This window comes from Halobacillus litoralis (genome assembly GCF_020524085.2).
In the GTDB taxonomy this organism is placed as follows: domain Bacteria; phylum Bacillota; class Bacilli; order Bacillales; family Halobacillaceae; genus Halobacillus; species Halobacillus litoralis_E.
Window position 1 is genome coordinate 1,302,703 of the sequence record NZ_CP129016.1, and the last position, 23,474, is coordinate 1,326,176.

Below are 23,474 nucleotides of genomic sequence, written 5' to 3' on the forward strand. Positions count from 1 at the left end.
GGACGGCCACCTTAGGAGGCCGTCCTTTTTTAGTTTTCATCGAATAGGTGGTAAAAGGTTATTGGTTTAGTAAATAAACACGTGCTTCAAAAGGTTTAAGTGTAAAACTCGTTTCATCCACATGTTTATCTACAATTAGGTTTGATAGAATTAAATCCTTCGAGTTCAGAGTATAAGAGGACTTAAATGCTGCTGTATTTTTCGTCAAGTTTGCAATCACTAAAGCGGTTTTACCATCAAGTGTTCTTGTATAAGCATAAATCTGTTTGTCGTCCGGAAGAATTAACTCATACGTCCCATATGTGAACAGATCATGTTGCTTCTTCAGCTGAATCATTTCTTTATAATGATTCAGAATCGAATGAGGATCATCCTGCTGGTCTGCGACATTGATGGCCTTGTAGTTCGGGTTGATTTTCATCCATGGCGTACCGCTTGTGAATCCGGCGTTTTCTTCGTGGCTCCATTGCATAGGTGTACGGCTGTTATCCCTGGAGGTATTCCAAAGAATCTCCATGATATCCTCATGGGACATGCCTTGTTCTTTTTTCGTTTTATATAAATTCTTTGCCGCGACATCATCATAATCTTCAATAGAAGGGAAGGCCACATTTGTCATGCCGATTTCCTGTCCCTGATAGATGTATGGAGTTCCTTGCATGAAGAAATACATCGTGGCAATGGATGTTGCACTTTCGCGCCAGTAGACTTCATCGTCGCCCCACGTAGAAACAACACGGGCTTTATCGTGGTTTTCTACGAATAGAGCATTCCATCCGTCACCCTCCAGAGCTTTCTGCCAGCGTGTAAGGACTTTTTTCAATCCTGGGATATCCAGTTGCTGCTCTGCACCTTGATCCCAAAGATCCAGGTGTTCAAATTGGAAGATCATGTCCATTTTTCCGTTATCGCCGACCCAGAGGTCTGCCTCATCGGCACTGACACCATTGGCTTCGCCGACGGTCATGACGTCATAATTGCTGTACGTTTCGTCTTTGAATTCTTGTAAGAATTTATGGATGCCTTCCTGATTCATATGCATATCGAAGGAAGAAACGTATTTCTCTTTCCTTGGATTTGGCATATCAGGGAAGTTCGGGCGTTTTTTAATGTGACTGATGGCATCAATGCGGAAGCCATCAATACCTTTTTCCAGCCACCAGTTGACTGTATCATATAATGCTTCACGAACTTCAGGGTTTTCCCAGTTCAGATCCGGCTGTTTAGTGGAGAACACGTGCAAATAATATTGATCTGTTTTTTCATCGTACTGCCAGGCGGAACCATCAAAGATACTTTCCCAATTGTTTGGCTCAGCACCATTTTTTCCGTCCCGCCAAATGTACCAGTCACGCTTCGGGTTGTCTTTAGAGCTTCTTGATTCAATGAACCATGGGTGTTCATCACTCGTATGGTTGAGAACAAGGTCAATGATCAGTTTCATACCACGATTGTGTACCTCTTGTAACAATCGATTGAAATCTTCCATCGTACCGAATTCTTCTAAGATGTCCTGGTAATCGGAAATATCATACCCATTGTCGTCTTTAGGAGACTTGTACATTGGGCAGATCCAAATAAAATCGATGCCCATTTCTTTTAAATAATCAAGCCTGTCGATCATTCCTTGCAAATCCCCGATTCCGTCACCGTTCGAATCTTGAAAACTGCGAGGATAGACTTGATACCCAACCGCTTCCTTCCACCATACACGTTCCATAGTATTCCCCTCATTTCATTACAGTTATAGTTGCCTATCCCAGTTACATGCAACCGATTGCGCATATTGTGAAAAATAAAAACCTGATTACTTTCCAAGCTTTTACTAAATAGATGTTTTTATAAATACTTCTCAGTTCTGTGCAAACGTTTTCCTGATGTAATCTATCTTAGCGGATTTTATCTGGTTTTACAATAGGGGCTGGGGTGAAAAATGAAAATAGAGGAGTTCATTTGAATTGCACTTCCTAAACAAATCCGATATGATTTATAGTGTAACGAATAATTGAATAACGTAAACCTTCGGGGTCGGGTGAAAATCCCAGCCGGCGGTAATGAGCATGTGCTCCGAGCCCGCGACGGAGAATCAGTGTTAGACACGGTTCTCCCTGATTTGGTGAAACTCCAAAGCCGACAGTTAAAGTCTGGATGGGAGAAGGTTGTAGAAACGTAAAGGTACAAAAACTAAAGCATTACGTGTACCCTTTTTTAAGTGTATGCGATTTACGTTCAATGACCCTAGGGAAGTCTGTCTTCTTCAGGGTTTTTTATTTTTTCGGCCATGCATGCTGATTGGAAAAGGTGGTGAAGGTCTTGGATCGGGATGAAAGATACATGAGAATTGCTATTGACATGGCGCGGGAAACGGTAGGCCAAACAAGCCCGAACCCTTCAGTCGCTGCCATTGTCGTTAACCATAATCAGATCGTGGGAGTAGGGGTTCACGTCAAGGCGGGCGAACCTCATGCCGAAGTCCATGCGCTCCGTATGGCAGGGGAGAAGGCAAAAGGGGCAGAAATTTATGTCACGCTCGAACCGTGCAGTCACCATGGGCAGACCCCCCCATGTGCAGAAGCCGTCATTGAAGCTGGCATTCAAAGAGTAGTGATTGCATCCAATGACCCTAATCCTAAAGTGTCCGGCAGAGGGATTCGAATGATGAGAGAACGCGGTCTTGATGTGAAGACAGAGGTGTTGAAAAAAGAAGCAGACGACATCAATACTTCCTTTTTTCACTTCATCCAAAAGAAAGAACCCTATGTCCGGTTGAAGTCAGCTATGAGCCTGGATGGGAAGATTGCCACTTCTACAGGTGAAAGTCAGTGGATTACAGGTGAGGAAGCGCGCCTGGATGGTCATCATTATAGACATCTTTCCGATGCGATCCTAGTCGGAATCAATACAGTGCTGATGGATAACCCTAAGCTGACAACGCGAATAGAGGGGGATGGACGGCACCCGATTAGGGTGGTCCTCGATACTCACCTCAGAATACCGCCTTCCTCTCAGTTAATCCAGGATGATTCGGCACCAACATGGATTTTCGTAGGGAATCATGTGAAGAAAGAAGAGGTGGCCCCTTATGAAACTCATGAGCATGTCACCATCATCCCTCTTCATGGGGAACAGGTTTCCATAGAAGAAGTTCTCCGGTATTTGGGAGAACAAAAAGTCACTTCTTTGCTTGTTGAAGGAGGAGCGACGATTGCCGATGCGTTCGTACGCGCCGGAAAAGTGGATGAAACGATAACGTATATGGCTCCGAAGTTAATCGGAGGAAAAGAAGCTTTGACGCCTGTGGGCGGTAAAGGAATAGAGCAATTAAAGAATGTAAGCTCCTATGAAATCGTCTCGACTGAAAAAATAGGGGACGACATTAAAATTGTTTCCGTTAGAAAAGGAGAATCTTAATGTTTACTGGGATTGTTGAAGAAATAGGAACATTAAAATCAGTAAAAAATAAAACAGAAGCACTCGAAGTGAACATTTCAGCCAAAGAAATAGTAACAGACGTTAAATTAGGAGACAGTATTTCCGTCAATGGCGTTTGTTTGACTGTAACAAACTTTACGGAGCAGACCGTCTCTTTTGACGTTATGCCTGAAACTTACAGAGCTACGAACATTCATGAACTGCAGCAAGGAGACCCGGTTAATTTAGAACGTGCGATGGCTGCAGGCGGGCGTTTCGGGGGGGCATTTAGTTTCCGGCCATATTGATGGAACGGGAAAAATCGTTTCAAAAAAACCTGAATCCAATGCCGTTTATTATGAAATTGAACTATCTGAAGAACTTATCCAATATTTCGTTTTTAAAGGATCCATCGCTGTGGACGGCACTTCATTGACGGTGTTTGGTGTCGATGACTCCAGAGTGACGATTTCTCTTATTCCTCATACGATGGAGCACACGGTGCTCGGTGGAAAAGGACCAGGAGACAGTGTCAATATTGAGTGCGACATGATCGGGAAATACGTAGCTCATTTTTTGAGCGGACAAAATAAAGAAGAGCCGAAGGCAAGACTGTCTAAACAGTTTCTTTCCGACAACGGCTTTGCATAAGAGGGTGAAATGATGTTTGATTCAGTAGAAAAAGCGATTGAAGATTTAAAGCAGGGGAAACTTGTCATTGTTTGTGATGACGAGGATCGTGAAAACGAAGGAGATTTAATAGGAATTGCGGAGTATGCTTCTTCTGAAATGATCAATTTCATGATCAAACATGGTCGCGGACTTGTCTGCGCACCAATTACCAATGACCTGGCTCAGGACTTAGAATTAGTACCTATGGTCGATAACAATTCAGACCCCAACCAAACGGCCTTTACTGTAAGTATTGATCATAAAGATACAACGACGGGAATTTCTGCAGATGAACGCGCATTGACAATCAAGGAAATGTTGAATCCAGAAACGACGGCAGCGGACTTCCAGAAGCCTGGACATATCTTTCCTTTAATTGCGAAAGAAGGCGGAGTCCTGCGTCGAGCGGGGCATACGGAAGCTTCCGTTGACCTTGCCAAGCTTGCTGGAGCACGTCCGGCCGGGGTCATTTGTGAGATCATTAAAGACGATGGAACAATGGCACGTGTGCCTGATCTTAGAAAAATGGCGGATGAGTTTGATCTTCCAATGATCACGATTGCAGACCTTATCCAATACCGTCATAAAAAAGAGAACCATGTCAAGCGTGAAGTGGAAGTGAAAATGCCGACAGAATATGGGGATTTCCGTGCCATCGGTTTTTCTAACGATATTGATTTCAAAGATCATATCGCGCTGGTTAAAGGCGAAATCAATCCGGAAGAGCCAACGCTTGTCCGCGTCCACTCTGAATGTTTGACAGGAGATGTGTTTGGTTCCTACCGCTGTGACTGTGGTCCGCAGCTGCACAATGCACTTAGGCAGATCTCAGAAAACGGAAGCGGCGTCCTTTTATATATGAGACAGGAAGGCCGCGGCATTGGACTAATGAATAAACTCCAAGCTTATAAACTTCAAGAAGAAGGTTTGGATACGGTAGAAGCGAATGAGAAGCTGGGGTTCGGCCCGGATTTAAGAGATTATGGTGTCGGTGCACAAATTCTCAAAGATCTCGGAATTACAAAGCTTCGACTTCTTACGAACAATCCGAAAAAGATTTCAGGCCTGGGAGGTTTCGGATTGGAAGTTGTGGACCGCGTTCCAATCCAAATGGAATCCAGAGAAGAAAATGAAAGATATCTAAAAACGAAGCAATCCAAGATGGGACACTTATTTCACTACTAGAAGGGATGAAGGAAACATGGTAAAAACAATAGAAGGTAACCTCGTAGGCACAGGATTAAAAGTCGGGATCGTTGTCGGTCGTTTCAACGATTTCATTACAGGAAAGTTATATGAAGGCGCGGTTGATGCGTTCAAGCGGCATGGGATTGAATTAAATGACGTTGAAGTGGCTTATGTACCAGGAGCTTTCGAAATCCCACTGGTAGCAAGTAAAATGGCGAACTCAGGAAAATACGATGCTGTCGTTACACTTGGAGCGGTGATTCGCGGCTCTACCCCACACTTCGATTATGTATGTAATGAAGCAGCTAAAGGCGTATCTCAGGCCTCAAAGCAAAGTGGCATTCCGGTCATCTTCGGAGTCATCACGACAGACACGATCGAGCAAGCGATTGAACGCGCGGGTACGAAGGCAGGAAATAAGGGATGGGAAGCAGCTACTGCAGCTATTGAAATGGCAACCCTACTCAAAAACTTCGAATAAATGATGAGGAGCTGACTAGTGAGCTGGTCAGCTCTTTTTTTGTGAAGGGGGATCCGGTTTGAGGATGCCCTTTTTCTGATAAAAGAGTAAAAGGCTGTCCACATGTGGATAAGTGGTTATCTGTAGTTTATATCCACAAGTAAAAAGGAAGGGTAAAGAAGGAAGGAGGGGAAGGATGACAAGAAGAGCTGTATGGTTTAGACGAGATTTAAGGTTAAACGACCACACCGCTTTAGCCAAAGCGTTGGAACATACAAAAGGCGACGATCAAATCGTTCTGTTTTTTCATATCCATCCATCATTAAATCAATCATTTACTCCGAGGCATGATTACTTTTTCCAAACATTGAAGAGTGTCGTAGACAGGGCCGATGAACGAAAGGCTCCTTTTCATTTCATTTACGGGGAAACGGAAAAAGCGTTCCGACACCTCATCAAGGATTTGAAAGTGGAGATGGTTTATTTCAATAAAGATGAAGTCGGATTTGGGAAAGACCGTGATGAATCGATTACCCAATATTTAAGTGAGCGTGATGTGGAAGTGTATGCTTACAATGATCATCATCTTCACGGAGCCGATGAAGTGAAGAAAAACGATGGAGGTTTTTACAAAGTTTTCTCTCCTTATCTTAAAAAGTGGAAGCAGCTTCAGAAGCCTGCCATCCAAAAAGTTGATTTTGATCAGTTATCTTCTTCCGCTCTTGATGAGAGGGAGGCATTTTCTGAAGGCCGGCGTGCATATGATGATTTGATCAAAAAAAACACGAGGCGCTTATGAGAGCGTCGGTGAAGAAGATGCGCTCGAACGACTGGAACATTTTCTGGATGAGGACATTTACGACTATGATGAGCGGCGGGATTTCCCTGCTCTCGATGGGACGAGTCTGATGTCTCGTTTTCTTCGTACCGGGGCGATATCCATCAGAACCATCTACCATAAAATCGAAGAGGATGTAGATTTCAGAAAAAACACATCCGGAGTCGATACGTACATTTCTGAACTTGCCTGGCGGGATTTTTATAACATGATCTACCATTACTATCCTGATGCTAATTCTAAAGAAATGGTGGAAAAATACAGAGGGATACCGTGGAATAATGATGATGAACTGCTTGAAAAATGGAAACAAGGTCAGACAGGATTTCCGCTTATTGATGCAGCGATGCGTCAATTAAATGAAATAGGTTGGATGCATAACCGTTTGCGAATGGCTGTCGCTTCATTTTTGACGAAAGACCTTCTTATGGATTGGCGTGAAGGGGAGCAATACTTTTCAGAGAGGCTGGTGGATTACGATCCTGCTTCGAATATAGGGGGGTGGCAATGGGCTGCCTCTACAGGCACGGATCCTGTACCGTACTTTCGTGTTTTCAATCCGACACGGCAATCCGAGCGATTCGATCCCCATGGCCGATTCATAAAAGAGTGGCTGCCTGAACTTGAAAACGTGAAAAAGAAACATATCCATCAACCAGCTAACATGACAAAAGAAGAGCAGAAGGAAGCGGGATGTATCATAGGGGAAGACTATCCAGCACCGATCGTCGACCATAAAACGAGGAGAGAACGAGCGATAGAATTGTTCAAAGATAAAACATAGAGGCGTTCGTTCTAGGAAACAAGGCAGGGATATGAAATAATAGACAGAGAATGAAGAAGTTGGAGGGTTAGATATTGAGTAAACATCAGAAACAATTAGAAAAGTATGCAGATCTTGCTTTGAAAAAAGGTGTGAACCTACAAAGAGGACAAGGATTGATCATCAATGCTCCAATCGAAGCTGCTGAGCTCGTCCGCACGATCTCAGCGAAAGCTTATGGCAGAGGTGCAAAGAATGTTCATTTGGAATGGAATGATGAAGTTCTCAGTTTTATGAAAATGAAGAATGCTCCTATGGAAGTGCTTGAGAATTTCCCTAAATGGAAAGCGGAAGGCTTGGAAGAGATGGTCAAGGACGGCTATGCGCTTTTATCCATTTACGGACCGAATCCTGATTTATTCAAGGGCATCGATTCGGAGCGGATTGCTAAGGCAAATAAAGCTAGTGGAGAAGCTCTCACGAAGTATAGAGACTATATTATGAACGATAAAACCACATGGTCGATCATTGCCTATCCCCAGGAAGCCTGGGCTCAAAAGGTATTCCCGGATGATTCGCCTGAAAAAGCGCAGGACAAGTTGTGGGAACAAATCTTCCACATTACACGGATTGATCAGGAAGATCCGATTCAAGCATGGGAAGAGCATAACGAGAAGCTTCGTCAGGCTCGCGAATACTTGAATCAGAAGCAATACAAGAAGCTTCACTATAAGGGACCAGGCACGGAGTTGTCGATTGAGCTCGTTCAGAACCACATTTGGCATGGCGGTTCGACAACTTCAGAAAAAGGCACGGAATTCAACCCGAACATCCCGACAGAAGAAGTGTTCACCATGCCTCATAAAACAGGCGTTCAAGGAAAGGTCACAAGTACGAAGCCTCTCAATTATGGAGGGAATCTGATTGAGAACTTTACGCTGACGTTCGAGAATGGAAAAGTTGTCGACTATCAAGCGGAATCTGGAGAAGAGACATTAAAACATCTCCTTGAAAGTGATGATGGAGCGAAACGTCTTGGAGAGGTTGCCCTTGTTCCTAATGAATCTCCAATTTCTAAATCAGGTCACATTTTCTACAACACCCTTTATGATGAAAATGCTTCCTGTCATCTGGCTTTAGGAAAAGCTTACCCGACCAATATCCGCGGAGGATCATCCTTCAATAAAGAACAAATGGATTCTCATGGGGTCAATGACAGCTTGATCCATGAAGATTTTATGATGGGTTCTAAGGAGTTGGACATTGACGGTGAAACCAAAGAAGGTGAATTCGAAGCGATTTTCCGTAAAGGATCATGGGCCATCGAATTCGAATGATTTCAGAGAGACATCCGTAGGGGATGTCTCTTTTTTAGACATAACAATTCATAACAGAAGATAACAATTGGTTTACATATGGTTTAAAAATGAATAAAAGTGCCTTAAAAAGCACAGGAATGTGGTAAACAATAGGTAGAGGATTAATCGATAAATGAAGGGTGAGACAACATGAAACGTGATGCCTTTTTTGATAATGCCAAACTCGTTTTAATTTTTCTCGTCGTCTTTGGTCACATCATTCAACCGTTTACAGACGGATCGAGACCAATGTACACATTATATACATGGATTTATACGTTCCACATGCCTGCATTCATTTTTCTTGCTGGGTTCTTTGCCAAAGGATCCGGGGAAAAAGACTACATTTTACAATTAGCAAAAAAATTAATCTTGCCTTATCTCATTTTTCAACTTGTTTATACAGGGTACTATTTCTTTATTGGAAAAGGAGCCACGTTAAGTGGGATTTTCTATCCTCACTGGTCTCTATGGTTCCTGTTCAGTTTGTTCTGCTGGCACATCCTGCTTTATTGGTTCAAAAAGATTCCTCCATTTCTAGGAGTGGCGATTGCTGTGCAAATCGGAGTGCTCGTTGGGTACTTCAGTGACATTGGGCATCATTTCAGCCTGTCCCGGACATTCGTTTTCTTCCCTTTCTTCCTTGTAGGGTATTGGATGACGAAAGAACATGTCCACAAATGGAGAACTCGCCGCGTAAAAGAAGCAAGCCTTGTCGTGATGGCCATTGTTGCTTCCGTCATCGCACTATTTCCGGAATTCAGCTCAGGCTGGCTGCTCGGCTCTAAATCGTATGAAGTGCTGGGAAGCCCCGAAATGGGAGGCGTGTTCCGCTTAGGTGTCTATGTTCTTGCTGCCGTTATGACCATCAGTGTCTTTGCGTGGGTTCCGAATACGCAATATCGGCTGACTTACCTGGGTGGAAGGACGTTATACGTTTACCTGCTGCACGGGTTCTTCATTCAATTTTTCCGTCAAGCCGATTGGTTCAAAGTTGATCATGTATTTGACGTCTTAGGTCTTGCTATCGTAGCTGCAGCGATTGTGTATATTTTATCGAGCAGAATTATCCGCACCCTGACTCAGCCATTTATAGAAGGACGCATACAACTCTTGAAAAAATGGTGGCACAAGGTCAATCATAAAGATTCTTCCTTTCAGTCCTAAGAAGGGATTTCCTCCTTTGTAAAGAATGTTATGAAAGATAAGGGAGGGAATTGTAATGAAAATTGTGCCCATGGAGAACTGTTCGTTCAAGGATGCCTTAACATGCTTAAACGAAGGTTTTCAAGATTATCAAGTCAACATGCAGTTTGATTTGGATGGTTTGATTCAAATGATGAGTTCAAAACGGTTATCTCCTGCTTTTTCATTTCTCGCTTATGATGGGGAGAAGCCTGTGGGAATCGTTTTAAATGGTGTTCAAGAAGTAGACGGTATAAAAACAGCCTATAACGGAGGGACGGCTGTACACCCTTCGTATCGTAAAAGAGGAGTGGGACGCTTACTGGTTCACTCCTCTTTATCTATGTATAAAAAGGAAAACGCATCTGTAGCTACATTAGAAGCGATATCAGATAACCAATCTGCCATCGCATTATACGAAGGGTATGGATATCAGGTTGTTGATCATTTACATATCATGAGATCCACACTTGGAGGGAAGACTGGAGAATCCCTGAGCCGTTTAGAATCCGTGGATGAACGCAAATGGAAAGAGCAAATATCCAAAGAGAAATATCCATGGCAGAACCAACCCTTCTCCTTACAAAAGGGGGAGTTTTTCAATGTCACGGATGGTGAAGCGACCTTGGGAGGATTGCTTTTGACTCGGAATGATAAAGGACACATCACATTATTTCAGCTACAGTCTAAGAACAAGGGGAAAGAATGTCTGAAAACCCTTCGTTCAAGTTATCCAAATGCCATCATTACTGCTTTCAATATACCTGAAGGAAGCTCTGCCTATAAAGCATTGAAGGAAGAAGGGTTCGAAACACAATTGCAGCAGGTTTGGATGAAAAAAGTATTGTGATTGAAATGGTTCCATTTGTAAATAATAGGAGGGAGATGTACAAGGAGGTTGCTGATCATGGATCAAAAGATATTAATGATTGTGACGAATGCGGACCAATTGGACGGAAAACATGAAACAGGATTGTGGCTTCAGGAATTTGTCGAGCCTGCAACAGAATTTCAGGAAGCGGGTTATGAAGTCACAGCAGCTAGCCCTAAAGGGGGGCGTCCTCCCATCGATCCGAACAGCTACAGCAATAAACTGCCAAAGGTTTGGGATGGCGTCATGGAACCAATCAATAAAACAGTTCCTCTAGCAGAAGTAGACCCAACTGAATTTGCAGGAATTTTTCTTTGCGGAGGACACGGGACGATGATCGACTTCCCGGAAAATGATGAGCTTGAAGAATTGCTTCGACACTTTTTAACAGAGAATAAAGTCATTGGTGCTGTATGTCACGGACCTGCTGGCTTTGTAGGCGTTGAAGACCATAATGGCCAGCCACTTGTTGAAGGGAAAAAGATCACCGGCTTTACGAATGAGGAAGAAAAAGATACCGGGCTCGATTCTGTTGTTTCCTTTATGCTGGAAGATCGTTTGAAGGAAGCTGGGGCGGAGTTTGATTCTGGTGAAGCCTACTCTGATCACGTCGTCAGTGACGATCCCTTCGTCACCGGACAGAACCCACAGTCCAGTCTCTCAACCGCACAAAAAATGCTCGAACTCCTAAAAAACCGCTAAGCCCCCAAATAGCTTAGCGGTTTTTTCCATATAAGTTCCCTATACTAGAAGACTCAGTTTCGAGATGTTTGCGTGAGTTTCGGGGCTACGGGAAACAGTTCGCTTTCCATGGGGCGGGCGGTGAGCCTCCTCAGGCTACGCCTTCCGGGGTCTCACCTGTCCCACACGTCCCATAGGAGTCTCACCGTTTCCCTCCGCCCCTTGACCATATAAGCGTCTCGAAACCACTTCTGGAATAAGCAGCATTTCCTGATTGATGGAAGTATGAGAATTAATCTCCCAAGCCATGTTTTTGAATCCTATCAGCTTGACACAGAGCGCTTTATGCTTTAATAGTGGAAGGCGGTCTCCCTGAGCAACGAGGTTCGTTTCACTCATACATCGAATGGGGTGGTTGGGAAGCTGCGAGACTCCCGCGGGAATGGATGGGCTGGAGAGACCCCACAGAGCTTTAGCTCGAGGAGGCTCTCCGTCATCCCCGCAGGAAAGCGAGTAGCTTCCCAACCAACCCTGTCGCTCAACACCGCAAACGAACCCAGGGAATTCTCGAAATTGAGCCTTCCACAACCCTGCTATTTAAAAAAAGCACTTCCTCGTTGGAGGAAGTGCTTTTGCTTTAGAACAATAGATGTGCGATTAGAGTGATAATCGGCAGTGTAATGATTGTTCTTAGAAGGAAGATGATGAATAGGTCCTTAATATTGACCGGAACTTTAGAGCCCAGCAATAGCCCACCAACTTCAGACATATAAATTAACTGCGTCACAGATAGAGATGCAATGATGAAACGGGTCATTTCACTTTCGATAGAAGAGCCGATGATCGCAGGAAGGAACATGTCGGCGAAACCAACAAGGATGGTTTCGGATGCTTCCTGTGCATAAGGAACCTGCATCAGTTCAAGAAGTGGAATGAACGGCATTCCGATCCATGTGAAAAATGGAGTGAATTCAGCAATGACGAGCGCGATGGTACCCAGCGCCATAACAATCGGTGCTACACCCATCCACATATCCAGGATATTCTGGGTTCCTTGTTTCAGGAAGTTCCCGATTCCACTTGCCTTGCTGCCACGTTCTACAGCTTTAGTATAGCCATAGGTGATCAAGTTGTGATTTTCTGGCACTTCTTCTTTTTGATCGCTTGGTTCTTCGGTTACATACGTATCTGCTTTTCTAGAAAGAGGTGGAATTCTCGGCATGATCAAAGCGGCGATGAAACCTGCGATCGCTACAGTTAAGTAAAACTGACCGAACATATCGCCAAGACCGACCTCTTGAATGACGACAAGGCTGAAGGTGATGGATACGACGGAGAAGGTTGTCCCGATGACAGCCGCTTCCCGCTTCGTATAATAACCTTCTTCGTACTGTTTACTTGTAAGAAGGACACCGATGGTTCCATCTCCTAACCAGGAGGCTAAGGAATCGATGGAAGAACGTCCCGGTAATCGGAAAAGGGGACGCATGATTTTTGTTAAGACGACCCCGAACATTTCAAGCAGTCCGTAGTTCAGAAGCAGCGGTAAAAACAGTCCTGCAAATAGAAAAACGGCAAAGAGAACGTGCAGTAGGGAATCAAGAAGCAAGCCGCCTGTATTTGGACTTGTGATCGCTTCAGGTCCGATTTGGAAGTAAACCATGATGGCAAAAATCATACCTAAAAGGCGAGTAACCATCCATACTGGTGGCACATTAAATAGAGATTGGAAAAATGGTGATCCACTCAGAGCTTCTTTGCCAGCTGCCTTTGCTATAACCGTTCCAATGGCTGTAATGGTAATAATGATCGTCATGATCAAGGATAAATAATCGGCAAGCCATGTTTCCACCCAACCTGCAAGAATAGCGATTGGAATGGTTACGGCCCCGTCATCCCCGAAGATCGGAAACATAAATAGGAAAATTCCGATCAAGGATGGAATTATGAACTTTAAGTGTGATGATGCATTGAAGTCTTTCGCTCTCATCCAAAATCTCTCCTGACGTTGTCTGATTTTTTTATTTATAAATGCTTGAGAATAATTATGCAACACTATTTATTCTATTACGTTTTCGATCAAAAACCAATAGGAAATTTGTAGATGATCAGTGATTGGTGTTTATGAAAGTAGAAATTGAGGAACGTTTGCTAGTACTTGCATTTGTCAGAAAGGGGAGAAGGAAATGCGGCAATTCCCTACACCGAAAGTCGTTGTCAGTCGTTGTCTTGAATTTGCAGAAGTCCGTTATAATGGAGCCGTGATTCCAGACAAGGCCGTACAGCGTATGCAGTCCCATGTGGAATTTATACCCGTTTGTCCAGAGGTTGAAATCGGGCTGGGTGTACCACGTGAAGTCATTCGTATTGTGGATGGCGAAGAAGAACAACTCGTGCAGCCAAAAACAGGGGAGAACCTTACGGATGCAATGAGAGAGTTCTCTGAAGGGTTTCTGGACCATTTGGACGATGTGGATGGTTTTTTATTGAAAAACCGCTCACCCACGTGCGGCATGCATGATGTGAAAGTTTATCATAGTGAAGGGAACTCTCAAGTGGTCGGGAAGACATCGGGTTTTTTTGCTAAAGAAATCCTTGATCGCCATGGAGGACTTGCCATCGAAGAAGAAGGAAGACTGAAAAACTTTACGTTGAGGCACCATTTTTTAACGAAGCTGTTTACTTTAGCTGACTTCCGCGAGGTGAAGAAGGAACAGGGAATGAAGGGCTTGCAGCAATTTCATGCCCGTAACAAATATCTATTCATGGCTTATCATCCTGGTACGCTAAAGAAAATGGGGCAAACAGTCGCGAATCATGATCATCTTGATTTCGAACAAGTCATAGAAAGCTATGAACCCTTGCTTCATGAACTTATGGAAAGCCCAGCAAAACCGAGTGCTCATGTGAACGTATGTCAGCATATTGCAGGATACTTCAAAAAGGATTTGTCTAAAGAGGAAAAAGAAAGCTTTCAAACCCTCTTGGAACAATACAAAGAAGAGAAAGTTCCTTTGAGTGCTGTGCTGAGTGTGTTGAATTGTTGGATCGCTCGTTTCCAAAGTGATTACCTCAAGCAGCAGACCTATTTTGAACCCTATCCGCTGGAGCTTGTAGAAATATCGGATTCAGGAAAGGGGAGGGCCTATTCCTGAATCATCCGACATAGTTCTTCAAAATCCGGTCCACCTGTGAACCATACATTTCACCAAACATATTAAGGTGCGCGAGCAAATAGAAAAGCTGGTAGATGGGTTTGGTATCTTGATAGTCATCGGGAAGCTGAAAATATGTGTTGTACTGATCGAAGAAGTTTGATGGGAACCCTCCAAACAGTTCGGTCAAGGCAAGTTCAAACGCATGGTCTCCGTAAAGGACGGACGGGTCGATTAAAACTGGTTCACCGTCACGGGTGCTCATCCAATTCCCGCCCCATAAATCACCGTGCAGGAGAGAGGCTTTTGGTTTTCGTGGAATAAATTCTTCGATCCGGTCCATCAGTCTTTTCAACCGTTCTTCGCGGAGACCTGAAATCGTACCTTCTGCCATTCCAATTTCCAACTGTCCTCCTAAACGGTAACGGCGGTAATACTCTGTCCAAGCTGTGCACCACTCATTTGTTTGATCCAGTTCACCCACAAATGTCGGCTTTCCATAACCGTATTTCTCCGATGTATGATGATGCATATGAGCTAAACTCTTTCCGAGAGAGTGGGAAGCATTTAATGAACCTTTTTCGATCCATTCCATGACAAGCGAGGCTTTTTCATCACCATCAGGGCAATCGTAATGATAGACGTCAGGCACTCGGATAGCTCCCGTTTCCTTGATTAGGCGTAAGCCCTCTGCTTCTGCCTGGAAAAAGTGGCTCGCGACATTTTCGTTGAATTTTATGAAATAAGGACGCCGGTCTGTTTCTACATAAAACGATTGATTGATGTCTCCTCCGCTTATGGGTTTGATGGAACGTACAGTCGAGGTGTCATTGACTTTTTCTAATGTCTCACGTATGAAAAGTTCCATGGAATCCCTCCTACTTAATGGATAGTTGTGGTAAGTGGCGGTTCTGGTTTCATTTCTTTTTGATACGCATAGATGGTATGAATTTCTTGAAATCCGAATTGTTTATATAAGGCTTCTGCCTGCTGGTTCTCTGTTCTGACCGAAATTGTGACAACATCCAATTCGAGGGCAAAGAACGCATACTGTAACGCATGATGAATGAGTTCTGAACCGACACCGCTGCTTCGGTAGTCAGCGGCTACATTCACAAAGCAAATTTCCCCTTCATGACCGGAAATGATGGTTTCGAAGTAAATGTATCCGATCAGATTTCCGTTTTGCTGGCAGCCCCAGAGGTAATTGCCCTCATCCCCGGACAGATGCAGCATTTCCTTGGTCGTGTAGTAAGCAGCTGAAGGGTGGATATGATCTAAAGCCTCATAGTCTTCATGGCTAAGCCCGACGATTGAGGTATTCTTGGTTTCATTGGCTTCATATGACGATTTATGGACAGCTAACGTCCGTTCTACATTGTACATCTGAAACTGATGTCTCTCTGTAAAGGAAACGAGTGCTTGATTTGCAGAGAAACAGGCAACCTTCACAACATCAAAGTGCAGCTGTGCCGTTAAAGAAGCTTTGTCCCATAAACGCTCGATGACCTCTTCTTTGTCCTTGGTAGCGAACGGTCCTAACAGGCGGCATAATTTCTGTTCAAAGAAAGGCAGGATACCAAGAAAACCGACGATCTCTTCTCCTTCCCAGGCCACATAGGCAAGGGGTTCTTTGAACTGGGTCAACGTCCAGATCTGTTCGAATATTTCGTTTTGTTCTGAAGCCATCCAGGCAACGTAATGGTGATCTTGTTCGTTCACTTTGAACAACCATTCGGCAACGGTATGTAACTCTTTTACTTCCAATTCACGAATATGCATCAGCAACACTCCTTTGTATAATAAATTTTCACACAGTTGGTATAGAAGGCGCAACTGTTAGGGGGAAGGGGCGAGGGGAATCTCTCAAATGGCATAAGTTATCCTCAAAAGCTGAAAAGAATCAATCAAACTTCAAAAAATCCTACGATTAAAGAAACCCCCAATCATCCGATTGGGGGGAGAGGACTTACTTATTCTTTTCCGGACCGTTTTCTTTGTAGTCCACTTCATATTCAAATTCAACAGGGTTCAAGCTATCCTGTGGAGCCGCATAATAAGTCGTCATGTACGTCTTACCAGGGCGGAACACTTGTTGAAGCTCTAACGCATCTTCTTCCGTAACATTGAATGGGTCGACTTCAACCACTTGATACTTTCCGTTGTTCTTCTCTTTAATGAACGTAACCCCATAGTCAACATAATTTCCTAGAAGTTCCGCTTTAGACATGAACGGTTCTTTTGTACTGCCATCATAGCTAATCCCGACTTCCGGAACTTCGATGTTATCGATGAACCATCCGGTGTCATTGTAACCCCAGTCCGTCAAGTAACGGAATGAGATGTGGACTTCCTGTCCTGCATACTCAGAAAGATCGAATGTCTCTGACTGGTAATCTTCAAAGTGTCCTGTGAAACCAGGAACATTTTCTTTAATCTTCGGATACCCTTCGTCCACGACATCTGAACGAGTGTTTTCGTTTTCAAGGGATGTCCATGTCTGTCCATTGTCTGTGGAGACTTGAACGACACCATAGTCCCAGCTCTCTTCGATGTCCACAAAGTGGTCGAAGTTCAATGTTGCATTTTCAACATCTGTTAAGTCCGCTTTGAAAATCAAATTGTTGTCCAACTCGTCTCCGGTGCCGGCAGAAAGCACTTCGTTATCGCTTCCTAAAGGATCCGATACGCTTTCCCACGTGTTACCTTCAAAATCTACACCATTAAACTTGAAGGACTCTACGTTTTGTCCAGGTGCGAAGTTGAACTCTTTAAAGTCTGTACCCCAGGCAGGGACACCCTCTTTTTCATAGTCTTTCGCTTTTTCAAAATTGACGGTTTTCCCGCGTGTTTCGCCATCTTCGACAGGAAGGTCGCGCAGATCGATGTTTTCAAAACCGTACTTTCCGCCTTTGAATTTTGGATCATCCACAACTAAAGCTGTGGAGAAGTCTTGGTAAACTTCATTGAATGTAACGTTCAAGCCGAACTCGTCATACGCTTGTTGATAGCTTTCAATACTGTTCAATTCATTAGTCGCCACATAGCGGATGAACTCTTGGCCGAACCTTTCATAGTTATAAAGAGTGAATAATTGTACTAAACCATAGTCAGCAATCGTCTCCGGTCCCGTTTCAGCAGATACATGCTCGTCCCAGCTTGTCAACGAGTTTTCAGGGTGATCAAGAAGGAAGTTGATAGATCCGGAATCCAGTCCGTATCCACCTAAGTATTCAGAGAAAGTGGACATTCCTTCATTAACCCAGGATGTTTCATCTCCGTCGTTATCTGAGTGAATCAAGTGCTGCAATTCATGGATCGTCGTTCCAAAGAATGTGCTTTCCAGACGTTTATCCCAATCTCTTGAATCAATAGTCACGATATTACGATCCATATAGTTTTCTAATGTTTGCCAGAAGAAGCCTGCGACAAAGAATGGATAAGAAGGATCAGCGTAGTTATCATCCTTTACGTTATCGATAAGGAGAATTACGTTATCTCCATCCCCTTCATAGTAACCTTCAGGCACTATTCCGAGTTCCTCCAGTTGAGCATTCGTTCCGTCCAGTGAGTCAGGCTTACCGAAGAAATCCGTGGCTACGGGGTACATGTTGGCATCAAATTCTGCAGCTAATTGATCGACTTGTTCCTGATTCACTATATGCGGATCACGAGGATCGCCTTCAGGGAAAGATAAATCATTAGCTACCCAAACCTCCACGTTTTCCCCAACAGCTCTTTGAGTGAAGGACTTAAATTTCAAATCACGATTAAGGAATTGTTTCGTTCCACCATCGTAAGTGAAATTGGCATCGGCTTGTCCATTAGAAGCAGCGGCCTCTTCACCGTCAAAATTCACTTTCGAAGCATTTTCTTTAATCGTTTGCTTCGCTTCTCGCTGGAAGCTTTCGCTTTGGTCCAAGCGCTGCAATTGACCATCAATATCTATTTTTTCACTATACCGTTCGACATTCCAATTTTCCTGTACTTTGCTTGCGCTTACTTCTGTCACTGCAGCTGGAGAGAGCAATGACAGGGTCAAAGCACCCGCTGACAGTAAAGCTGTTAGTTTCTTATTCTTCAAAATAAGATCCCCCTAATGAAAAATTTGTAAAAACATCTATTTTTAATTATGAAGAATATTCTAAAAAATTAGAATAGTTATTTTGTATTGAATTTCGTAACACGAAACAAATCTGATGAGATTAAAGTTTTAGGTCTATATTCTCCTTCAGGTGTGAGAATTTTTATGATTGATGAGAATAAGAGAAGGGAAGAATGAAATACAGAAGTACAGAGGGGGAGGCAAATGGGAAAACGTTTGAAATACATATCCATATACAGAATTACCATCATCGTCTGGATGGCGTTGAAATTTCTTATCCAAATCTTCTGGTTTGAAAAAAAGACACCGGATCTGGGACCAGGATACAAAACGAAAATGGGAGGAAATGCTGGCAAAGCAAGCGGAAGAATACCGTCGCAAGGCTGTGTTGTTAGGTGGCCTGCTCATTAAATTCGGTCAGTTCTTAAGTTCCAGGGGAGATCTATTACCCCAGTCATTCATTAAAGAATTAGAGGGGCTCGTCGACAGAGTCGAACCGATTCCATTTAAGTATTCGAAGCAGACCATTGAAGAAGATTGGAATGCACCTCTGGATGAATACCTTTCAAACATCAAGGAAGATTCCATTGCATCTGCTTCAATCGGTGAGGTCTATAAAGCTAATTTGAAAGACGGTACGCCTGTTGCGGTTAAGGTCCAACGATACCGGGTCAGGGACACGTTCAGGATGGACTTTAAAGCATTGAAAATCGTTTTCTGGATGCTCAATAAATTTACCGTTTACGGGAAGAAAGCGGATCTGCCGGCTTTGTATCGAGAAGTCGTCCGGGTGATCAGCAACGAATTGGATTTCACCATGGAACTTCAGAACGGTAATCATTTCAAAAAGAGATTTGCAGATTTTGAAGATGTTTATATCCCTGATTATTATTCAGATCTATCGACGAAGCGTGTACTTGTTATGGAATGGATTGAAGGAACAAAAATTACGGACTTATCTTATATTAAGAAAAATAACATCGACAGGGAAAAAATTGCCCGTACGCTGTTCGATTTGTGTGTGGAACAGTTTCTGTATGCGGGGATGTTCCACTCCGACCCTCACCCCGGCAACTTGATGTTAAGAGAAGATGGTACAGTGGTGGTCATCGACTTCGGGATGGTCGGGGAGATCAGAAACGAAGATGCGAATTCCATTCGTAAAATGATTCAAGGTTTCATATTAGACGACTACGACAGAGTCATTGAATCATTGCAGGAAATGGATTTCCTACTTCCTGATGCGGATACAGAAAAAGTAAAGAAACTCTTGAAGCAGACGACAGACATGTACTTGGATGGGAACTTTGACAAGTTGGATGCGCATATGATGAATGATATGCTGGGCGATTTACAAGAGTTTGTGAAAGAGCAGCCGATTCAGCTTCCTGCCGATTATGCCTTTTTGGGACGTGCGACTTCCATTATCGTAGGGGTTCTCACAAGCGTTTACCCTCAAATTGATTTAATCAAGTGGGGCAGACCAGTGATTAAGGAATGGATGTCGGGAGAAGCTTCCAGTTTTTCTCTCTATAAAGAAATCGCGAAAGAGACAGCCAGACCGCTTCTTTCCCTGCCGCGGGCTCTGGTGGAGTATCTCGAAGACGGGGATAAAGAAAGGGAATGGAAAAGTTATCATCAAAAAAACCATTTATTCCATCAATACTATTTATTCTATACATTCTTTTCGCTCGTCATCGCAGGAATCGGTGCTGCCGCTTTATATTACACATTCATTGTTCCTGTGCTCCCGACTGTTTGGATCGGGGGGAATCCTATCAGGAGTAGGTGTACTTGGATTTCTCGTAAGTTCGTTCAATCATTTGAGGATGTTGAAACGCATCCATCACAATAGGAGGAATGAAGGATGAGTGATTTGTTGAAAAAAAGGATTCCATCTTGGATTAGGCGCTGCCATCAGTGGCAAGGAACGTTTTGAAAAAATGGTCAATGAAATGGTGAAGCGTGGAGAAATCAGCCCATCACAAGCAAAGACAATGGTAAACAATTGGATGACCCATTGGATTTCAAAAGGACAAAGCAAAGATAAAGAATGGAATGAACAAGCGAAAGCCAGATTCCAGGATCAAATGAAGGAACTAGGCTTCGTTTCAAGAGAAGAGTATGAAAAATTAGAGGCCCGCATCGAAAGGCTTGAAAATCTACATGGAAGATAACAAAAAAGCCCCCGTATCTGACTCCCATCAGAAACGGGGGCTTTTCTTTACTATATTATTGAAGAAAACGTATATAGACAGGGTTTATATTGAATGGTGGGGGACTATCTAGTTTTTTTGATGAGCTTGTAAAGGAAATACATAAGGGAAAAAACAAAGAATGCAGTTAAAACTAAACTGATATAATACATGACCCCTTTTCCCATCCAATCAAGAGGGGTTCCGGCAATGGGAGGCCCATTCAAATATAAATAATTGGTTTGAAAGAAAGCATTGAAAATGAAGATGAACACACTGTAAATGATTAAATAGAAGAAGGTTTCCAACAAGTCTTTTCCTCTAATCGTGACTTTCGTCGATACAATCAAAAAAAGGCTGGTCCAGGAGATGGCCATGTGATGCACAAAAAACTTCCAAAAGCGGAAGTGCTCATATCCATGAGGGATGTCAGGGGTGATCAAGGCAATGGCTGCTGGCAGAATACCTATGAAAAAAGTGATCTTAATCAGCTTTGGATTGTAGGTAAGGAGTGCGACCACACCTAATAAAGAAGCAACCCCGCATAAATGGAGGGGGAGATGGCTCCCTTCCATCCAGAGACCGTGCATGATTGTCCATGTTTGATAACTGATTTCAGATATAATTAATAAAAATAAAAGACTGAAGCGCACCATGTTATGCAGGACGCTGGAACTTTTCAAGGTTTGATGCATCAATAGAATCGCTAAAGAAACAACCAAGTAAATGGAGAGCATCCATGTATGGCTGGTCCCAAATGTAGTAAAGGTTTGGTCAATTTGTTCACTGAACCATGCTTCCATAATAGCCTCCTAGAGAACGGGCTTTAGCTGTGCTATGATTCTACCATATCATTTGGCAGAAGAGAGGGTCGATATGAAAAAGATCAACTGCTTCCGTTGCAAGCATTTTCGTACCACATGGAACCCAGCTTTTCCGAGAGCGTGTGAGGCTTACGGGTTCAAAACGAAAGAAATGCCTTCTGCATACGTTTTGAAATCGACAGGCACAGAATGCTTGCAATTTGCTGAAAAGAATCAAAAAAAGAAGAATGATCAAGGTGGAAACCCTTCCATGATCGATTATCGACTGTAAATTAAATGAAATTTCAGAATATGTATGTACACTCGCTCATTCTATGGTATGCTGATGAATATTTCACTTAGCCGAAAAATAGAGAGCGGCTGAAAATGGTGAATGAGTGAGAGGAGTGTAGTGAGTATGGCGAGAGAACAGTGGGGGACGAAGCTGGGCTTTATGCTTGCCGCAATGGGTTCAGCTGTCGGACTCGGAAATATATGGAGATTCTCCTTCGTAGCAGGTAATAATGGTGGAGGCGCCTTTTTAATCTTGTATTTATTATTCGTACTTTTAATCGGTGTGCCATTATTATTGACTGAAGTAAGTATAGGGAGGAAAGCGGAAAGCGACGTTGTCGGTGCATTCCAGAAGCTTGCTCCTAAGACCCCTTGGTATTTGACAGGTTTCTTTGGTATTGCCAGTGCTTTCTTGATTTTAGGGTTTTATGCAGTAGTAGCCGGATGGGCGATCTTTTATTTCTGGAATTATATCAATGGTTCATTCTTTACTTCGCCTGAAGTCGGCTATGATGGTGCATTTGGACAATTTATCAGCCACTCCTGGCATCCGATTGCCTGGACGGCATTATTCATGATTCTTACTATTGTCATTGTATTGAGCGGTGTTAAGAAAGGGATCGAAGCGGCAAACAAAATTTTCATGCCATTGCTGGCCATCATTTTAATTGGTCTTGCGGTCTTTAGCCTTTCTTTAGATGGTGCTTCAGAAGGTTTGAAATTCTTGTTCCAACCAGACTGGACGGCGTTTAGTAATCCTTCCATTTATATAGCAGCTTTGGGGCAGGCCTTTTTCTCCTTGAGCCTTGGAATGGGAGCCATGCTGACGTACGGCAGTTATTTGAAAAAAGAAAACAAGTTACCGAGTGCAACACTTGGTATCGGGATTATGGATACATTTTTCGCTGTCATCTCAGGTGTTGTCATCTTCCCAGCTGTATTTGCATTTGGAATTGATCCAAGTTCAGGCCCGCCTCTTGTATTTATTACACTTCCAAGTATTTTTGAACAGATGCCATTTGGCGGAATCATTGGATTGGTGTTCTTCTTCGCCTTAATTTTGGCATCCTTATCATCATCTGTATCTATACTGGAAGTACCGACCGCGTACTTTATGAGAGCTTTCGGTTGGACGCGTTTTGCTACGAGTGTGTTGGTAGGGTCCATTATGTTCGTACTCGGAATTGGCGTTTCCCTTGGCTTTGGCTTATGGTCCGGCGTCACCCCGATAGGAGATTTGAATATCCTTGATTCGATGGACTATATCGCCTCTAACATCTTGCTTCCTCTTGGAGGTCTATCCATGGCGCTTCTTGTAGGCTGGTACTTCAAGAAGTCCGAAGCATTGGAAGCTACCGATATGAAAAACGGGCTGCTTGGCAACGTATGGTTTATAATCGTCAAGTTCATTGCTCCAATCATGATCATTGTAATCTTCTTAAACCAAATCGGAGTCATTTCCCTATAAAAATTCAGAATCCAAGAACCTCGACTA

20 protein-coding genes, 1 pseudogene and 1 riboswitch are annotated in these 23,474 nt (G+C 43.4%); of the genes and pseudogenes, 15 read left to right on the top strand and 6 right to left on the bottom strand.

Features of this window, described 5'->3' with window-relative positions:
• Nucleotides 1-58: 58 nt before the first annotated feature.
• Nucleotides 59-1,720 (bottom strand): glycoside hydrolase family 13 protein, encoded by a 1,662-nt coding sequence (locus LC065_RS06660; protein WP_226592899.1) that lies wholly within the window; start codon nucleotides 1,718-1,720, stop codon nucleotides 59-61.
• A gap of 294 nt (nucleotides 1,721-2,014) precedes the next feature.
• Nucleotides 2,015-2,164: riboswitch (FMN riboswitch) on the top strand.
• 170 nt (nucleotides 2,165-2,334) lie between these two features.
• Here LC065_RS06660 and ribD point away from each other — a divergent pair.
• The 10 genes and pseudogenes from ribD to LC065_RS06710 all read left to right on the top strand — a co-directional run bounded on the left by ribD (nucleotide 2,335) and on the right by LC065_RS06710 (nucleotide 11,448).
• Nucleotides 2,335-3,411 (top strand): bifunctional diaminohydroxyphosphoribosylaminopyrimidine deaminase/5-amino-6-(5-phosphoribosylamino)uracil reductase RibD, encoded by a 1,077-nt coding sequence (ribD, locus tag LC065_RS06665; RefSeq protein ID WP_226592969.1) that lies wholly within the window; start codon nucleotides 2,335-2,337, stop codon nucleotides 3,409-3,411.
• A pseudogene (gene ribE, locus LC065_RS06670) lies at nucleotides 3,411-4,062 on the top strand (riboflavin synthase). The gene ribD and the pseudogene ribE overlap by 1 nt, the downstream one beginning before the upstream one ends.
• A gap of 12 nt (nucleotides 4,063-4,074) precedes the next feature.
• Entirely contained in the window at nucleotides 4,075-5,268 is a 1,194-nt protein-coding gene (locus tag LC065_RS06675; protein WP_226592894.1) for a bifunctional 3,4-dihydroxy-2-butanone-4-phosphate synthase/GTP cyclohydrolase II, read from the top strand.
• A 16-nt stretch (nucleotides 5,269-5,284) separates the two neighbouring features.
• Nucleotides 5,285-5,752 (top strand): 6,7-dimethyl-8-ribityllumazine synthase, encoded by a 468-nt coding sequence (gene ribH, locus LC065_RS06680; protein WP_226592892.1) that lies wholly within the window; start codon nucleotides 5,285-5,287, stop codon nucleotides 5,750-5,752.
• Nucleotides 5,753-5,927: 175 nt separating this feature from the next.
• Complete coding sequence (locus tag LC065_RS06685) at nucleotides 5,928-6,530, top strand: deoxyribodipyrimidine photo-lyase (protein WP_306163835.1); 603 nt, start codon at nucleotides 5,928-5,930, stop codon at nucleotides 6,528-6,530.
• Between the two features lie 109 nt (nucleotides 6,531-6,639).
• Nucleotides 6,640-7,353, top strand: coding sequence for a cryptochrome/photolyase family protein (locus LC065_RS06690; RefSeq protein ID WP_306163836.1), 714 nt, complete (start codon nucleotides 6,640-6,642; stop codon nucleotides 7,351-7,353).
• 74 nt (nucleotides 7,354-7,427) lie between these two features.
• Nucleotides 7,428-8,669: an aminopeptidase gene (locus LC065_RS06695; RefSeq protein WP_226592888.1), complete on the top strand. Its 1,242-nt coding sequence runs from the start codon at nucleotides 7,428-7,430 to the stop codon at nucleotides 8,667-8,669.
• Nucleotides 8,670-8,840: 171 nt separating this feature from the next.
• Complete coding sequence (locus LC065_RS06700; protein ID WP_226592886.1) at nucleotides 8,841-9,857, top strand: acyltransferase family protein; 1,017 nt, start codon at nucleotides 8,841-8,843, stop codon at nucleotides 9,855-9,857.
• Nucleotides 9,858-9,912: 55 nt separating this feature from the next.
• Nucleotides 9,913-10,725, top strand: coding sequence for a GNAT family N-acetyltransferase (locus LC065_RS06705; protein ID WP_226592884.1), 813 nt, complete (start codon nucleotides 9,913-9,915; stop codon nucleotides 10,723-10,725).
• A gap of 57 nt (nucleotides 10,726-10,782) precedes the next feature.
• Nucleotides 10,783-11,448 (top strand): type 1 glutamine amidotransferase domain-containing protein, encoded by a 666-nt coding sequence (locus LC065_RS06710; protein WP_226592882.1) that lies wholly within the window; start codon nucleotides 10,783-10,785, stop codon nucleotides 11,446-11,448.
• Between the two features lie 616 nt (nucleotides 11,449-12,064).
• Here the strand turns inward: LC065_RS06710 and LC065_RS06715 are convergent.
• The gene (locus LC065_RS06715; RefSeq protein ID WP_226592880.1) at nucleotides 12,065-13,417 is read right to left on the bottom strand and encodes a YjiH family protein; all 1,353 of its coding nucleotides are present in this window, start codon (nucleotides 13,415-13,417) and stop codon (nucleotides 12,065-12,067) included.
• Between the two features lie 196 nt (nucleotides 13,418-13,613).
• On the opposite strand from LC065_RS06715, the gene LC065_RS06720 reads away from it, so the two are divergent.
• Nucleotides 13,614-14,582 (top strand): YbgA family protein, encoded by a 969-nt coding sequence (locus tag LC065_RS06720; protein WP_226592878.1) that lies wholly within the window; start codon nucleotides 13,614-13,616, stop codon nucleotides 14,580-14,582.
• A 1-nt stretch (nucleotide 14,583) separates the two neighbouring features.
• Here LC065_RS06720 and LC065_RS06725 read toward each other — a convergent pair whose 3' ends face one another.
• The 3 genes from LC065_RS06725 to LC065_RS06735 form a co-directional block, all read right to left on the bottom strand.
• The gene (locus LC065_RS06725) at nucleotides 14,584-15,450 is read right to left on the bottom strand and encodes a fructosamine kinase family protein (RefSeq protein WP_226592876.1); all 867 of its coding nucleotides are present in this window, start codon (nucleotides 15,448-15,450) and stop codon (nucleotides 14,584-14,586) included.
• 14 nt (nucleotides 15,451-15,464) lie between these two features.
• Complete coding sequence (locus LC065_RS06730) at nucleotides 15,465-16,364, bottom strand: GNAT family N-acetyltransferase (RefSeq protein WP_306163837.1); 900 nt, start codon at nucleotides 16,362-16,364, stop codon at nucleotides 15,465-15,467.
• Between the two features lie 187 nt (nucleotides 16,365-16,551).
• Nucleotides 16,552-18,666: a choice-of-anchor J domain-containing protein gene (locus LC065_RS06735; protein ID WP_226592872.1), complete on the bottom strand. Its 2,115-nt coding sequence runs from the start codon at nucleotides 18,664-18,666 to the stop codon at nucleotides 16,552-16,554.
• Nucleotides 18,667-19,033: 367 nt separating this feature from the next.
• Between LC065_RS06735 and LC065_RS06740 the strand changes: the two genes are divergently transcribed.
• Nucleotides 19,034-20,542, top strand: coding sequence for an ABC1 kinase family protein (locus LC065_RS06740; protein WP_306163838.1), 1,509 nt, complete (start codon nucleotides 19,034-19,036; stop codon nucleotides 20,540-20,542).
• Between the two features lie 88 nt (nucleotides 20,543-20,630).
• Nucleotides 20,631-20,864, top strand: coding sequence for a phasin family protein (locus tag LC065_RS06745; protein WP_306163839.1), 234 nt, complete (start codon nucleotides 20,631-20,633; stop codon nucleotides 20,862-20,864).
• A 104-nt stretch (nucleotides 20,865-20,968) separates the two neighbouring features.
• Here LC065_RS06745 and LC065_RS06750 read toward each other — a convergent pair whose 3' ends face one another.
• The gene (locus LC065_RS06750) at nucleotides 20,969-21,685 is read right to left on the bottom strand and encodes a YwaF family protein (protein ID WP_226592866.1); all 717 of its coding nucleotides are present in this window, start codon (nucleotides 21,683-21,685) and stop codon (nucleotides 20,969-20,971) included.
• A 73-nt stretch (nucleotides 21,686-21,758) separates the two neighbouring features.
• Between LC065_RS06750 and LC065_RS06755 the strand changes: the two genes are divergently transcribed.
• Nucleotides 21,759-21,977: a uracil-DNA glycosylase gene (locus tag LC065_RS06755; protein WP_226592865.1), complete on the top strand. Its 219-nt coding sequence runs from the start codon at nucleotides 21,759-21,761 to the stop codon at nucleotides 21,975-21,977.
• A gap of 126 nt (nucleotides 21,978-22,103) precedes the next feature.
• Entirely contained in the window at nucleotides 22,104-23,447 is a 1,344-nt protein-coding gene (locus tag LC065_RS06760; protein WP_226592863.1) for a sodium-dependent transporter, read from the top strand.
• Nucleotides 23,448-23,474 lie beyond the last annotated feature (27 nt).